The following is a 13894-nucleotide window of genomic DNA, read 5'->3' as shown; positions in this document are numbered from 1 at the left end:
CTCGCGGCCGGTCCTACGCCGGCTGTGGCCGGTCGCGCCGGTCCCCGAGGTCGACGGTGACGTCGTCGGGGAAGCAGTAGGCCCAGCCCTCGCCGGGCTCGGCGCTGCCGGCGACCGCGTGGCCACTGGTCTCGTGGTGGACCCGGGCGTGGCGCCCGGGCGAGGAGTCGCAGCAGCCCACGTGCCCACAGCCCAGGCACACCCGCAGGTGGACCCACTGCTCACCCTCGCGCAGGCAGTCCAGGCAGCCGGCCGACGCGGGCAGCACCGGACGCGACTGGTCGCCGTGGTCGCACCCGGCATCGGCGGGGATCGGCACGTGCATCAGCCGCGTGGTGTCCGCCCAGGTGCGGTCGCCCGACCCCGGCGGCGGGATCGCCGGCCGGGGGAGGGCGAGACGGTCCAGCATCGCCTGGAAGAGGCGGCCACGGCTGGCCGCCGCGGGGTCGACGACGTGGTCCACGCCGGCCTCGGCGAACGCCGCGAGGTCGGCCGCCCCATGGGCGCGCACCATCACCGGAGCGCCCGTGAGGCCGCGGACCACGGTCGCGATGCGGGCCGCCTGCTCCGGCTCGTCCTCGGCGATCACGACCATGCGGGCGTGCGACAGCCCGGCGCGGTCGAGCACCGCGGCCCGGGTGGAGTCGCCGGTGACGACGGGGATGCCCGCCTCCTCGGCGGCGGTGATGCCGGCGGGGTTGAGGGTGGTCATGCCCACGGGCACGCCCCGCCCCTGCAGCTCGCGTGCGAGGGCGATGGTGTCGCTGCCCCAGCCCAGCAGGAGGACGTGGTCGACCCAGTGGTCCTCGTCCGCCGGCGGCTCCGGCGTGGCGAGGTCGGTGGTGGGCTGTCCGCGCAGGAGGCGGTCGCCGGCGGCTGCCAGCCCCGGCGTGGCGATCATCAGCAGCACGGTGGTGGCGACCAGCGCCTGGAAGCCGTCCTCGCCCAGTCCGGCCGGGCTCAGCCCGGCGTCGTCGCCGACGGTGAGCAGCACGAAGGAGAACTCACCCACCTGGCCGAGCAGCAGTGCCGCGGCCACCGCCTGCCGCCACCCGACGCCGATCGGGAGCAGCGCCAGCGTGGTGGTGGCGGCCTTGAGCAGCAGGATGCCGACGGTGAGGCCGAGCACCAGCGGCAGGTTGGCGAACAGGAAGCCGACGTCGAGCAGCATGCCGACGGAGACGAAGAAGACGGCCGAGAAGATGATCTGCAGCGGCAGCACCTCCGCGAGCGCCTGCGTGCTCTGGCGGGACTCGCTCACCACCAGGCCGGCCAGGAACGCGCCGAGGGAGACGCTGACCCCCGCCAGGGCGGTGAGGTACGCCGTACCGAAGCAGATCGCGACCACGGCCAGCAGGAACACCTCGGGTGAGCAGAGCGCGGCCACGCGGTCCAGCAGCGGGGGCATCAGGCGACGCGCCACGACGAGCACCCCGGCGACGACGGCGAGGGCCGTGCCCAGTGCGCGCGCGAGCGAGGCACCGCCGCCCTCGGCGTCCGCGCCCAGCAGGGGCACGACGACCACCATGGCGACCACGGCGAGGTCCTGCAGGATCAGCACCGACAGCGCCAGCTGCCCCCGCACCGTCGAGGTCTGGCGACGGTCGGCGAGGATCGTCAGCACGATCGCGGTCGAGGACAGGGCGACGACGAACCCGGTGAACAGGCCGACCCGCCAGTCATCGGTCAGCAGGCCGACGACGACGGCGGTGCTCGTGGTCGCCAGCAGGACCTGACCGCCTCCGCCCAGCGCGATCCAGCGCCAGACGCGTGCGAGCCGCTCCAGGGAGAACTCGATCCCGATGGTGAACAGCAGCAGGATGACGCCGACCTCGGCGGCCGCGTCGACCGCCTCGGTGGAGGCGACCAGGCCGAGCTGGGCGGGACCGATCAGCACCCCGGCCAGCAGGAATCCCACGATGGGGACCACGCGGGCGCGGACGCTGAGGTAGCCCACGGCTGCCGCGGCCACGACCAGTGCGGCTGCGGGCGCGAGGTAGGCCGGCACCTCGCTCGCCGCCCACACCGTCATCGCGGTCCCTCCTCGCCGTGACGGACGCCGCCCCGGACGTCGAGGAGCCTAGGCCATCCGAGGGTCGTCCCGGGATGGTCGAGCGGGACGGAGGGCGGCCATACTGGCGCGATGGAGGTTCTCAGCACCCCGAGTGAACGGTTCCAGCACGTCGAGGGATTCCCCCACGAACCACGACTGCTCGAGGTGGATGACGGACTGCGGATGGCCTGCGTCGACGAGGGCCCGGCCGATGCGCCCGTCGTCGTGCTGGTGCACGGCGAGCCGACGTGGGGCTACCTCTACCGCGACGTGATGGCGCCCCTGCTCGCCGGTGGGCTCCGCGTGGTGGTGCCCGACCTGATCGGGTTCGGCCGGTCCGACAAGCCGACCCGTCGCGAGAACTACACCTACGCCCGACACGTCGAGTGGGTCCGCACCGCGCTGTTCGACGTGCTCGACCTGCATCGGGTGCACTACGTCGGCCAGGACTGGGGCGGCCTGGTCGGCATGCGGCTCCTCGCCGAGCACCCCGACCGGTTCGCCGGTGCGGTGATGGCCAACACCGGGCTGCCCACCGGCGACGTACCCATGCCCGACGCCTGGCAGCGCTTCCGCGAGATGGTGCAGGGGGCCGAGCGCCTCGACGTGGGCCGGATGGTCGACGCGGGCTGCCTGCGCTCGCTCACCGAGGCCGAGCGGGCGGCGTACCGCGCGCCGTTCCCCGACGAGGAGTACTGCGCCGGCGTGCGGTCGTTCCCGGGCTTGGTGCCGAACACCCCCGACGACCCGGCCGCGCCCGCCAACCGTGCGGCGTGGGAACGCCTCGCGACGCTCGAGCTGCCGTTCCGGTGCGCGTTCAGCGACAGCGACCCGATCACCCGCGGCGGCGACCGGTGGATGCGTTCACGGATCCCCGGCGCGGCGGACCAGCCCCACACCACGATCGAGGGGGCCGCCCACTTCCTGCAGGAGGACCGGCCCGAGCGTCTCGCCGAGGTCGTCGCCGCGTTCGTCGGTGAGGTCTCCGGAGGCGGCTGAGCCCGGTGGTGCCGCGGCCCGCGGAGGTCGAGCGCGGTGTCGGGCGCAAGGCCGTGTGTCGTAATATCCGGGCGTCGGGAAGCGGCTGTCGAAGGGGAGGACGGACACCACGATGAGCGACGCGGAGTCGTTGTCGAGCGCCGGAGCCGACGAGGGGCGCCCCGTCGAGTCATCGGCGGTCTTCGCTGCGTTGGCCGACCTCGTCTACGCACCCGACGACGTCGAACACATCTACCAGGAGCTGTGCCGTGCCGCCCCGCTGGTGATCGCGGGCTGCGACCACGCCAGCCTGATGCTGCGGCAGGGTGATCGGTTCGTCACCGCCGCTGCGAGCGACGAGATCGCGCGCCGCATCGACCGCGCCGAGATGGAGCTCGACGACGGTCCCTGCGTGGACGCGATCACCGAGGAGGCGGCGCAGGTCGACGGGGACCTGCGTCACGCGAGCGAGTGGCCCGAACTGGCCGAGTGGATCCTCGAGCACACGCCCGTCCGCGGGGCGATGGCGTTCCGCATCGTCATCGACGACCGCAAGGTCGGTGCGTTGAACCTGTTCTCCGACACCCCCGATGCCCTCGTCGACTCGGTCGACGAGGCGGCCGTCTTCGCGGCGTTCGCCTCGGTGACGGCATCGGCGGCCCACCACAACGAGCGCGCGATGACGCTCCGGGAGGGGCTGGACAGCAACCGCGAGATCGGCAAGGCGGTGGGCCTGCTGATGGCATTCCACAAGGTCAGCGACGACGCGGCGTTCCAGATGCTCCGCAAGACCTCCCAGGACCTCAACATCAAGCTCTCCGAGGTCGCGCGCGAGCTGATCGACTACCACCGCGACCGGTAGGGCCCCGGCTCGCAGCGTCCGGCGGCCGATGACTCAGGCGGCCGGGTTCGACGGCGCCTGCTCCCGCGCCCGTCGGGCGGACGCGACGTCGTCGACCACGACGGCGATGTGGCGCACGCTGGTGATGAGCGAGCCGTAGATCGGCCAGAGGTCGTCGCGGATGCCGTCCTGTGCCGCGAACCGCGCGGCGAGGTCGTTGAGTCGGTCATAGACCGGCTCGACCTCGGCGTCGGGGTCCTGGATCGCGCGGCCGGCGTCGCGCACGATCTGGACCCACCGCGTCCGGAAGTCCTCGTCCCAGTCGTCGTGCTCGACGGTGCCCTCGCGGATGGTGCGGGCGAGGTGGCGCAGGTGGGAGACGCCCTCGGCGACGCGGGCGAGGATGTCCTCGTAGCTGGCGGACTGCTGGCCCCGCGGCTGGTCGGGGCGGTTCCGGGGCCGGCGCGGCACGGGCACCAGGCGTCGGGGGTTGAGCATCTCGCTCTCCCGGGCGAAGCGCACCGTCTGCCACGCGGACTCGACCTCGTGGTCGATCGAGACCGTCTCGTCCATCCACGCCTCGGCGCGTTCGGTGTGCCAGGAGCGCCCGAGGTCGTCGGCCATGCTGATCATGACCTCGCCCATGCGGCGGTTGATGCTGTCGACGTACCGCGCGGCCTGCTGCGCGCGCAGCGGCGGGATCACCGCGAGGTTGACGGCGACGCCGACGCCCACCCCGATGGCGACCTCGAGCATCCGGTCGCCCAGCAGGGGCGCCTGCTCGCCGAACCCGCTGCCGAGGACGAACACGGCCGTCGTCGCGATCGAGACTCCCTCGTCGCGCAACCAGGTGACCCGGGAGCCGACCAGACCGACCAGCATCGCGAGAGCGAAGGTCCACAGGTTCACGCCGAGCACCGCACCGATCACGAACGACAGCCCGACGCCGACCGCGGAGGCGACCGTGGTCTGGGTGCCGCGCGACAGCGACCGGTAGACGGTGGCGTGCACGGTGAGCAGTGCCGTCCACGGGGCGAGGAACGGCAGCTGGGAGTCCAGTACGCCGATCGAGAGCCACCACGCCAGCGTGGCGGCCACGGTCGACTTCAGGATCTGCAGCGCGTCGGTGAGCACTTCCGGGCGCCGCACCACGTCGCGGAGCTGCTCGCGGCGCGTCATGCCCTCGGTGCCGAAGCGGTGGGTGATGGACAGCATGGGTGGGTGCCTCTCGCGGGTCGGCGGGAAGGGACGGTACGCACGAGGAGCCCGTGGCCGTCCGGGCCCGGATCGGCGGGCCGGCGGGCGTGCCACGAGCTCCGTGCTCGTCGCCGTGTCAGCGGCGTCGGTCGCTGTGGTGCGGGATCAGCCCGCAGGGGTGAAGTCCCGCGCACCGACGAAGCTCGGCCGCGGCTTGGGCGCCGCGAAGGGCTCGGTGCAGGCGTTCTCCACGCTGTTGAACACCAGGAAGACGTTCGAGCGCGGGAACGGTGTGATGTTGCCGTTCGAGCCGTGCATGCAGTTGCAGTCGAACATGATGGCGCTGCCCGCGTCGCCGGTCAGCACGTCGATGCCGTGCGCGTCGGCGAACTTCTCCAGGCTCTCCTCGTCGGGAGTGCCGGCACCCTGCATCACCAGCGAGGACTGGTAGTTGTCCTCGGGCGTCTCGCCCTCGCAGGAGACGTAGGTGCGGTGCGAGCCGGGCATGATCATCAGCGGGCCGTTGAAGGTGTCGTTGTCGGTGAGCGAGATCGACATGCTCACCGCCCGCATCCGCGGCATGCCGTCCTCGGCGTGCCAGGTCTCGAAGTCGGAGTGCCAGTAGAAGTCACCGCCGCCGAAGCCGGGCTTGAAGTTCACCCGGCTCTGGTGGATGTAGACGTCCGAACCCAGGATCTGCCGGGCCCGGTTGACCACTCGGGGGTCGTTGGCAATGCGGGCGAACACGTCACTGACGGTGTGCACCTCGAAGATCGAGCGGACCTCCTGGGTCTCCTTCTCGATCACCGTGCGCTCGTCGGCACGGACCGCCGGGTCCTGCGAGAGGCGCTCCAGCTCCTCGCGGAAGGACTGGACCTCGGCAGGGGTGACCAGGTCCGGCTCCATGAGGTAGCCGCGACGGTCGAAGCCGTCGAGGGTCGATGCGTCGAACGGGCCGTCCGTGGCGTTGCCCCAGACGACGGGGTCCTGGCGCGGGATCGCGGAGAAACCCTCGCTGACGCGGGTGGGATAGACGTCCTGGTGTCGTTCGAGCACCTCAGTCATGTCGTCTCCTTCCCTCGGTGTTGGGTGGGTGGCACCGGTCGGGGCCTGGGCTCACTCGGCGCTCAGCGCCTCGACCAGGTCGCCCACGGCCGGGTCGGGCAGGGCGCGGGCGACGTCGGCGAGTGCGACCATCCCGACCAGCTTGTCCTGGTCGATGACGGGCAGCCGGCGCACCTGGTGCCGGGTCATCGTGACCAGCGCGTCCTCGACCGGGTCGTCGGCGCCGATCGTCACCGCCTCGGCCTGGTTCAGGTCGCCGGCGGGGAACGAGCCGAGATCACGGCCCGGGGCCACCACCTTGACGATGAGGTCGCGGTCGGTCAACACACCCTTGACCTTGTCGTCGGGTCCGCAGATGGGCAGGGCGCCCACCCCGAGGTCGGCCATCCGACGGGCAGCGTCGGCAGCCGTCTCCTTGGTGCCGATGCAGTCGGTGCCGGGCGTCATGATGTCGCGTGCAGTCGTCATGGCTGTCTCCTTGATCAGTCAGTCGTGAGTCGGCGCGGATTGCTCTGTTGGCCTGGCGGGCGACGCGCTCACTGCCGAACGCTGCCGACTCACGGGACCGATACCCATCCGCGGCGAGGTTGAAACAGCCCGTGTGCCTGTTAGCGTGGCAAACGTCTTCGGAAAGACACGTGGTCCAGCCAGAGCGCCACAGCCGGCAATCTCGGCAAGGAGGTCTTTCCTTGACCACGACGTTGCACAGCGACATCGACCACGGCGTGACCGTCGACCACACGACGCCCGCCACCACCCACGACACCGGTCAGACCCGTGCCGAGCGTTCCCGTCGTACGGCGGTCGCCCTCGAGCGGGCCTCCCACGTGAAGGGTCAGGACCGACAGCTGCTGCTGGACGAGGCGATCTGGCTCAACCTGCCGGTCGCCCGGTCCCTTGCCGCGCGCTATCGCGATCGCGGCCAGCCGCGTGAGGACCTGGAGCAGGTCGCCTTCCTCGCCCTGACCCGCGCGGCACAGGGCTTCGAGCCCGCCCAGGGCAAGAACTTCCTGGTCTACGCCGTGCCCACGATCACCGGCGAGCTCAAGCGGCACTTCCGCGACGCCACGTGGGCCGTGCGCCCGCCGCGGCGCCTGCAGGAGATGCAGGGCACGCTTGCCGGTACGCGGCAGGAGCTCACCCAGGAGTTGGGGCGTACGCCGTCCGCGGGCGAGTTGGCGCGCCGCATCGGCTGCACGACGGCCGAGGCCGTCGAGGCCCTGGGCACCGACGACTGCTACCGCCCCGCGTCACTGGAGGACCGCGGCGTCGACGGTGACGGGCCGGCGCTCGGTGACGCGCTGGGCGCCGAGGAACGGGGGTATGAGCGAGCGGAGGCGATCGCGATGCTGGGTCCGGTGTGCCGCCACCTGGGGCCGCGGGACCGCCGGATCGTCTTCCTCCGGTTCTACGAGCAGTGGTCACAGCAGCGCATCGCCGAGGAGATCGGCGTGACGCAGATGCAGGTGTCTCGACTGCTGACCCGGATCCTGGGCACCCTGCGCGAGCAGCTCGAGCCGGCCGAGCCCACGCCGGACCCGGGCCTCACCGCGGCGTGACGGGGTGCCTCAGCGTGCGCCCGCGATGCCCAGTGCCAGGCCCTTGAGCACGTTGGCGGTGGCGAAGTGGTCGTGCCAGTCGGTGATCAGCCCGTCGGCGAGGGTGAACGTGCCGCACACCCAGAACCGGGACCGCAGCGCCCGCCACCCCAGGACGTCCCACCGGTCGGTGAGGACGATCCCGTCGTCGGTCTGGGCGATGTGGTTCATCTCCACCGCGAAGTCGATGCCGCGCTGCTCCATCTCGGCCAGCATCGCGTGGACGCGGTGCCCGCGCACGGTGGGCAGGCCGGTGTTGCGCCACGTCACGTCGTCGGCGAGCAGGGCGGTCGCCTCCGCGGTCCGTCCGTCGGCCAGGGCGTCGAGGAACCCCTCCACGATCGGTCGGTTGTCGGTCATCACTCCTCCTCCTGACGCCGGGATGCGCCGGCGTCCCGCGCCGCGGCGTACGCCGCCGCGAGGTTGGCATCGTCCCACGTGCAGGTGAGGCCCTCGCGCGCTCCGAACTTCTCCAGGTGGCCGGCCACGATGCCCATGGCCCGCAGCACGTGGTCGCGCTCGGTGCCGGAGAGTGCGACGTCGAGGCTCGCCGCGGTGGTGGTGAGGTGCACGGTCACGTCCTCGTAGGTGATGCGTCCCGACGTGGCGTCGTACTCCACCGCGAGCTTCTCGCCCAGGTGCGAGCACAGCTGCTTCAGGTAGCGCGGGGCGCGGTCGGTGCGGGCACGGCCGGTGAGGGTGATGGTCATGGGTGCTCCTCCTGGGGACGGGTTCAGCGGAAATAGGTGGCGATGCGGTCCGGCCCGAGCCGGTGCACCGCGAACGGCATGCCGTAGACGTCCTCGAGCACCTCGGCGTCGATGACCAGCTCCGGCGGGCCGTCGTGGACGACCACGCCGTCGCGCATGGCGATGATGCGGTCGGCATGGACGCTGGCGTAGTTGATGTCGTGCAGGACGAGCACGATGGACTTGCCGCGCTCGTCGGCGAGGCGCCGCAACAGCCGCATGACCCCCGTCGCGTGGGCCATGTCGAGGTTGTTGAGTGGTTCGTCGAGGAGGACGTAGTGGGTGTCCTGCGCGAGCACCATCGCCACGTGGGCCCGCTGCCGCTGTCCGCCGGAGAGCTGGTGGATCGGGCGGTCGGCCAGGTCGCCGAGGTCGCAGTAGTCCAGTGCCTCGGCGACCGCCGCTCGGCACGTCGGGGTGAGCCGGCCCCGCGAGTGGGGGAAGCGGCCGAACTCGACGAGCTCACGCACGGTGATGCGGGCCGTCGTGTGGTGCTCCTGACGCAGGATCGAGAGCTTCCGCGCCACCTGGCGCGACGGACTGCCGAACACGTCGAGCTCGTCGGCGTGGACCCGGCCGGCGTCGGCGCCGAGGATCCGGCTGATCAGCGACACGAGCGTGGACTTGCCGGCGCCGTTGGGCCCGATCACGGCCGTGACGCCGCTCTCGGGCAGCGTCAACGTCAGGTCCGCGACGACCGGGCGGTCGCCGTAGGACTTGCGCAGGGCTTCGACGGTGATCACGACCGGGACTCCTTGACGAGCAGGGCGACGAAATGGGCGCCGCCGACGAGGTTGATGATGGACGGGAGCGTCGCGGTGAACCCGAGCACGTGCTCGAGGACGCCCTGGCCCAGGACCAGGGCGATGACGGCCACCAGCGAGGCCGCCGCGAGGTTCACCAGGTGCCGGTGGGTGCGGGTCAGCTGGTAGGCGAGGTTCGCCACGAGGAGCCCGAGGAAGACGATCGGGCCGACGAGTGCGGTCGAGGTGGCGACCAGGACCGTGACGACCATCAGCATCAGCGTCAGCTCCCGCCGGTGGTCGATGCCGAGGGCGATCGCACGTTCGCGTCCCAGGGTCAGCACGTCGAGGGTGGCGTGGCGCGAGAACACCACGATCGTCGCCGGCACGAGCAGTGCAGCAGCGACCCAGAGCACCTCGGTGTCGATGCGGTTGAAGCCGGCGTAGAGGTCGCTGAGCAGTACGTCGTACTCGTTGGGGTCCATGACCCGGTAGAGGAAGTCGCTCAGTGACCCGAAGAGCGTGCCGGCGATGACGCCCACCAGCACCAGCGTGTAGAGGCCTCGGCTGCCGTCGCCGAGGACCCACCGGTACAGCAGCGTGGCAGCGCCCACCAGCAGTGCGGTCGTCAGGCCGAACATCGTCAGGTCCGACATCGTGGCGACCTCGGTGCCGCCCAGGAAGAAGACCAAGCTTGTCGCGAGCAGCACGTAGAGGGCGTCGAAGCCCATGATCGACGGGGTGAGGATCCGGTTCTGCGTCAGGGTGTGGAAGACCACGGTCGAGACCGCGACGGCGACGCCCACGACGGCGAGTGCTGCGAGCTGTTCAGCGCGGCGGGGGAGCGCGAACTCCCAGTAGCCGCCCACGTCCCAGGTCAGGAAGAGGACGACCGCCCCCACCAGCACGGCGCCGAGGGCGGTGAGGACGACGACCTCCCGCGCCGGTCGGCTGCGTGCGGCGGCGTCGACCGTGGTTGCGCCGGAGTGCGGCGGTGCGTCAGGCCGCGGCATAGCGGTTCCCCCGTCGCATGAGGATGGCCAGGAAGACCGCGGACCCCACGACGCCGACGATGGTGCCCACCGCGATCTCGTAGGGATGGATCAGGAGGCGGCCCACGATGTCGCACCCGAGCACCAGCGCCGCTCCCAGGAGCGCGGTCACCGGCAGCACCCGCCGCAGGTTGTCGCCCAGCAGCAGCGTGGCGACGTTGGGCACGATGAGGCCGAGGAAGGGGATCGCGCCGACGGTGACGACCACGACCGCGGTGCTCATCGCGGCGATGGTGAGGCCGGTCGCCATGATCGCGCGGTAGTTCACGCCCACGTTGGTCGCGAACGCCTCACCCATGCCGGTGGCGGTGAAGAGGTTGGCGAACGCGTACGCCGTCCCGGCGGCGGCCGCGGCGAGCCACAGGGTCTCGTAGCGGCCCTCGATGATGCCGGAGAAGTCGGCGTTGAACCACGTGTTGAGCGCCTGCGTGAGGTTGTTGCGGTAGGCGAAGAACTCGGCCCCGGCCCGGTAGACACCACCCAGCACGAGTCCGATCAGCGGCACCAGGAGCACGTCCTTGTACTGCACGCGCTGGATCAGCCAGATGAACAGGGCGGTGCCGGCGAGTGAGAAGACGAGTGCGATGAGCACCTTGCCCATGACGGCGATGCCGGGCACGACGAGGACGGCGACGAGCAGCCCGACCGCGGCAGCGTCGACGGTGCCGGCCGTCGTGGGCGCCACGAACCGGTTGCGCGCGAGGTGCTGCATGATCAGCCCGGCGACGGCCAGGGAGGCGCCGGAGAGGACCAGGGCGAGGGTCCGGGGGACGCGGCTGACCACGAACACCTCGCGCACCTCCGGGTCGGACCAGAGGGCGCGCACGTCCGACTCGGCCGCGCCGACCAGCATCGAGACGACGGCCAGGCAGAGCACGGCCGCGGCCGCCACCCAGGGGGTGGCGGCCGTGGTCGCGGTGCGTGGGGCCCGGGTCACGCTCACTCGACGAGCGAGCCGACCTCGTCGACGATCGTCTCCATCGCCGAGAGGCCGCCGAAGGACAGGTACCACTTGGCGGTGTCGGCGTAGACGACCTGGTCGTCGGTCGCCGCCGTGGTGCTGTTGACCAGGTCGTTGTCCAGGATGGCGGCCGCACTCTCGCCCTCGGCGCCGATCGCGGCGTCGCGGTCGAGGACGATCATCATCTCCGGGTCGGTCTCGGCGAGGAACTCGAACGAGATCGCGTCGCCGTGGGTGTCGATCGCGACCTGGTCGGCGGCCGGCTGGACGCCGAGGACGTTGTAGACGAAGTCGTAGCGTCCCTCCTCCGACGGGCCGTACGCCGACAGCTCACCGCCGCTGGTCATGACCACCAGGCCGGTGCCGTCGTCCTGGGCCGCGGCCGACACCTCACCGGCCCGCTGGTTGAGCTGGTCCAGGGCGGCCGTTGCCTCGTCCTCGACGCCGAAGACCTGGCCGAGTGCGACGGTGTTGGTCTGCAGCGAGTCCAGGAAGGGCTGCGAGCCCCAGTCCATGGTGACGTCGATGGTGGGGGCGATGTCGGCCAGGTCCGCCACCACGGCCTGGGAACGGCCTCCGGCGACGATGAGGTCCGGTTCGAGGGCGTTGATGGCCTCGAAGTCGGGCTCGAAGAGGTTGCCGACGTTCTCGGCCGACTCCTCATAGCCCGCGAGGTAGTCCGGGGCGGGAGTGGCGGACGGGATGCCGACGACCCGGTCGCCGAACCCCAGCGCGTCGATGGTGTCCAACGCGGCGTAGTCGAAGACGACGACCTTCTCGGGGTCCAGCGGAACGGTGGTCTCGCCGCCGTGGGTCGTGGTGACGGTGACCTCCTCGCCGGCCGCGTCGGCGGCGTCGTCGGATCCGGAGGCGGATCCGCAGGCGGCGAGGAGCAGGACGGCCGCCCCGGCGGCGGTGCCGCTGCGGAGCGTGCGAGCGAGCTTCATGGCTCTCCTTGGGACTGATCTGCGGGTGACAACCGCAGTAGGTTAGGCTCGCCTAAGTCATTGGGGGTACGCCGAGGGGGACCGGAAATGTCGATCACAGGACAGATGTCCCGCGGGGCTCGTGCCCCGGGACTGCGGGTCGACGGACTGGCGACGGGCGAGGTCGAGGTCGAGGAGTACGGCTACGGGCTCGGGCCGCCGACCGGGCTGATGGTGCTGCACTACCCGCGGCAGGCGGCGGTCCCGGACTTCCCGAACTCGCGCAACGACTTCACCCACCAGCTCTACTGGTCCCCCGACGGGGTGCTGGCCGCGACGCGGGGCTCGCGCACCGCCTTCGCCGGACCCGACCGGGCCGTGTGGGCGCGTCGTGGTGCGGTGGTCGAGGTCGCAGCGCTCGGGCGCCAACGGGTGCTCCGCTGCTGCCTGCGGCAGGCGCCACCCGCGGTGGCGGACCAGGCGTCGGCCGTCGTCGGGCTCTCGCCGCGGACGGCCGAGGGCCTGCTGGAGATCGTGCGCCCCGGGGTCACCGAGGCCCGCGGCCTCGCGGTCCGGGAGGTCCTCATGGCGGACCTGTCGGTCGCCGAGGTCGCGCCTCTCGACTTCGCCGCCGTCGAGGACGGGCCGGCGCGCGCGGTGGCGAGCGCGCTGCTGCGCGACCCGGCGGACCCGACCTCCCTCGCCGACTGGGCGCGCCGGCTCCACGTCAGCGCCAAGACCCTGCAGCGCTGCTTCGAGCGCGACTACGGCTGCTCGTTCAGCCAGTGGCGCACGCGGACCCGGCTGGCGCTGTCGATCGCACTGCTGCGGCGCCACACCGTGACGGAGACCGCGCACCTGGTCGGCTACGCGACGGCGTCGGCGTACGTCGCCGCCTTCCGGCGTGCGTACGGGGTCACGCCCGCCCGGTACGTCGCGACGGCGCCGGTCACGTGCGAGGACGTGCTCGAGGAGCGTCGCAGCGGCTGAGGTCCGCGGCGGTGCTCAGGCCAGCGCCAGGAAGAGCTTCTCCATCTTGGCCCGGCTCTCGGCATCCACGCCGTTCTCGTCGGTGAGGCAGTGTTCGAGGCCGGTGGCGACGATCGCGTAGCCGGAACGGGAGAGTGCCTTGTTGACTGCTGCGAGCTGGGTCAGCACCGACTCGCAGTCCGAGCCCTCCTCCATCATCCGGATCACGCTGCCGAGGTGACCGTGCGCGCGCTTCATGCGCGTGATGATCGCCTTGATCTCGGTCGGTTCCAGGTCCATTCCTCGACCCCTCCTGTCGTGCGCCGCCGCCCGTCGTGCTGCGTCGCCATGCTGCTCCGTCCTCGCCATCTTACATCCCCCCGGGGGGTTGTGCTACGGTCGGCGACGTAACCCCCCGGGGGGATCGAGTTCCCGGACACCAGAAAGGAAGCACCGTGCGCGAGATCGACATCGACGCCCTGGCCACCGCCCTCGACGAGGGCGCCGTCCTGGTGGACGTGCGCGAGCCCGGCGAGTACGCCGAGGGCCACGTCCCCGCTGCGGTCAACATCCCGATGGGCCAGTTGCCGCGGCGGACCGACGAGCTCGACAGCGACCTTCCCGTCCACGTCATCTGCGCCTCGGGCAACCGCAGCTCGGCGATGACCGACGTCCTCGCCGGCGCCGGCTTCGCCGCGGTCAACGTGCGCGGTGGCACCCAGGCGTGGGCCGACTCCGGACGCCCGGTGGAGAGGAGCTGAC

16 protein-coding genes are annotated in these 13894 nt (G+C 71.6%); 5 read left to right on the top strand and 11 right to left on the bottom strand.

What is annotated here, in order from left to right; translation table 11 throughout:
* Positions 1 to 13 precede the first annotated feature (13 nt).
* The gene (locus KUV85_RS10705; protein WP_219959883.1) at positions 14 to 2032 is read right to left on the bottom strand and encodes a cation:proton antiporter; all 2019 of its coding nucleotides are present in this window, start codon (positions 2030 to 2032) and stop codon (positions 14 to 16) included.
* Positions 2033 to 2143: 111 nt separating this feature from the next.
* On the opposite strand from KUV85_RS10705, the gene KUV85_RS10700 reads away from it, so the two are divergent.
* Both KUV85_RS10700 and KUV85_RS10695 read left to right on the top strand, forming a co-directional pair.
* Positions 2144 to 3052: a haloalkane dehalogenase gene (locus KUV85_RS10700; protein ID WP_219959882.1), complete on the top strand. Its 909-nt coding sequence runs from the start codon at positions 2144 to 2146 to the stop codon at positions 3050 to 3052.
* A gap of 112 nt (positions 3053 to 3164) precedes the next feature.
* Entirely contained in the window at positions 3165 to 3893 is a 729-nt protein-coding gene (locus tag KUV85_RS10695; protein WP_219959881.1) for a GAF and ANTAR domain-containing protein, read from the top strand.
* A gap of 33 nt (positions 3894 to 3926) precedes the next feature.
* Here the strand turns inward: KUV85_RS10695 and KUV85_RS10690 are convergent, their stop codons facing one another.
* The 3 genes from KUV85_RS10690 to KUV85_RS10680 all read right to left on the bottom strand — a co-directional run bounded on the left by KUV85_RS10690 (position 3927) and on the right by KUV85_RS10680 (position 6602).
* Positions 3927 to 5087 (bottom strand): FUSC family protein, encoded by a 1161-nt coding sequence (locus tag KUV85_RS10690; protein ID WP_219959880.1) that lies wholly within the window; start codon positions 5085 to 5087, stop codon positions 3927 to 3929.
* Between the two features lie 147 nt (positions 5088 to 5234).
* On the bottom strand, positions 5235 to 6134 hold the full coding sequence (thpD, locus tag KUV85_RS10685) for an ectoine hydroxylase (RefSeq protein WP_219959879.1): 900 nt from the start codon (positions 6132 to 6134) through the stop codon (positions 5235 to 5237).
* Between the two features lie 51 nt (positions 6135 to 6185).
* A complete protein-coding gene (locus tag KUV85_RS10680; RefSeq protein ID WP_219959878.1) occupies positions 6186 to 6602 on the bottom strand; it encodes a CBS domain-containing protein in 417 nt (138 codons plus the stop codon).
* A 221-nt stretch (positions 6603 to 6823) separates the two neighbouring features.
* Between KUV85_RS10680 and KUV85_RS10675 the strand changes: the two genes are divergently transcribed.
* On the top strand, positions 6824 to 7693 hold the full coding sequence (locus KUV85_RS10675; protein ID WP_219959877.1) for a sigma-70 family RNA polymerase sigma factor: 870 nt from the start codon (positions 6824 to 6826) through the stop codon (positions 7691 to 7693).
* A gap of 9 nt (positions 7694 to 7702) precedes the next feature.
* Here KUV85_RS10675 and KUV85_RS10670 read toward each other — a convergent pair whose 3' ends face one another.
* From KUV85_RS10670 to KUV85_RS10645, 6 genes are read right to left on the bottom strand one after another with little or no spacing between them, the layout of a single operon-like run.
* Positions 7703 to 8092, bottom strand: a complete 390-nt coding sequence (locus tag KUV85_RS10670; RefSeq protein ID WP_219959876.1) for a limonene-1,2-epoxide hydrolase family protein — start codon at positions 8090 to 8092, stop codon at positions 7703 to 7705.
* A complete protein-coding gene (locus KUV85_RS10665) occupies positions 8092 to 8442 on the bottom strand; it encodes a DUF2218 domain-containing protein (RefSeq protein ID WP_219959875.1) in 351 nt (116 codons plus the stop codon). The genes KUV85_RS10670 and KUV85_RS10665 overlap by 1 nt, the downstream gene beginning before the upstream one ends.
* A gap of 23 nt (positions 8443 to 8465) precedes the next feature.
* On the bottom strand, positions 8466 to 9224 hold the full coding sequence (locus KUV85_RS10660) for an ABC transporter ATP-binding protein (protein ID WP_219959874.1): 759 nt from the start codon (positions 9222 to 9224) through the stop codon (positions 8466 to 8468).
* Positions 9221 to 10237 carry an iron chelate uptake ABC transporter family permease subunit gene (locus KUV85_RS10655; protein WP_219959873.1) on the bottom strand — a complete coding sequence of 339 codons (1017 nt, stop codon included), beginning with the start codon at positions 10235 to 10237 and terminating at the stop codon, positions 9221 to 9223. The genes KUV85_RS10660 and KUV85_RS10655 overlap by 4 nt, the downstream gene beginning before the upstream one ends.
* A complete protein-coding gene (locus KUV85_RS10650) occupies positions 10224 to 11213 on the bottom strand; it encodes an ABC transporter permease (RefSeq protein WP_219959872.1) in 990 nt (329 codons plus the stop codon). Before KUV85_RS10650 ends, KUV85_RS10655 begins: the two co-directional genes overlap by 14 nt.
* 2 nt (positions 11214 to 11215) lie before the next feature.
* Positions 11216 to 12184 (bottom strand): siderophore ABC transporter substrate-binding protein, encoded by a 969-nt coding sequence (locus KUV85_RS10645; protein ID WP_219959871.1) that lies wholly within the window; start codon positions 12182 to 12184, stop codon positions 11216 to 11218.
* An 87-nt stretch (positions 12185 to 12271) separates the two neighbouring features.
* On the opposite strand from KUV85_RS10645, the gene KUV85_RS10640 reads away from it, so the two are divergent.
* The gene (locus KUV85_RS10640) at positions 12272 to 13153 is read left to right on the top strand and encodes a helix-turn-helix transcriptional regulator (RefSeq protein WP_219959870.1); all 882 of its coding nucleotides are present in this window, start codon (positions 12272 to 12274) and stop codon (positions 13151 to 13153) included.
* 15 nt (positions 13154 to 13168) lie between these two features.
* Here the strand turns inward: KUV85_RS10640 and KUV85_RS10635 are convergent, their stop codons facing one another.
* Positions 13169 to 13432, bottom strand: a complete 264-nt coding sequence (locus tag KUV85_RS10635) for a metal-sensitive transcriptional regulator (protein WP_219959869.1) — start codon at positions 13430 to 13432, stop codon at positions 13169 to 13171.
* 155 nt (positions 13433 to 13587) lie between these two features.
* On the opposite strand from KUV85_RS10635, the gene KUV85_RS10630 reads away from it, so the two are divergent.
* Positions 13588 to 13893 carry a rhodanese-like domain-containing protein gene (locus KUV85_RS10630; RefSeq protein WP_219959868.1) on the top strand — a complete coding sequence of 102 codons (306 nt, stop codon included), beginning with the start codon at positions 13588 to 13590 and terminating at the stop codon, positions 13891 to 13893.
* Position 13894: the final 1 nt, after the last annotated feature.

The sequence above is a fragment of the Nocardioides panacisoli genome (assembly GCF_019448235.1).
Classification (GTDB): Bacteria; Actinomycetota; Actinomycetes; order Propionibacteriales; family Nocardioidaceae; genus Nocardioides; species Nocardioides panacisoli_A.
The sequence above is the reverse complement of the archived record's forward strand: the minus strand, read 5'-3'. Positions and strand labels throughout refer to the sequence as shown.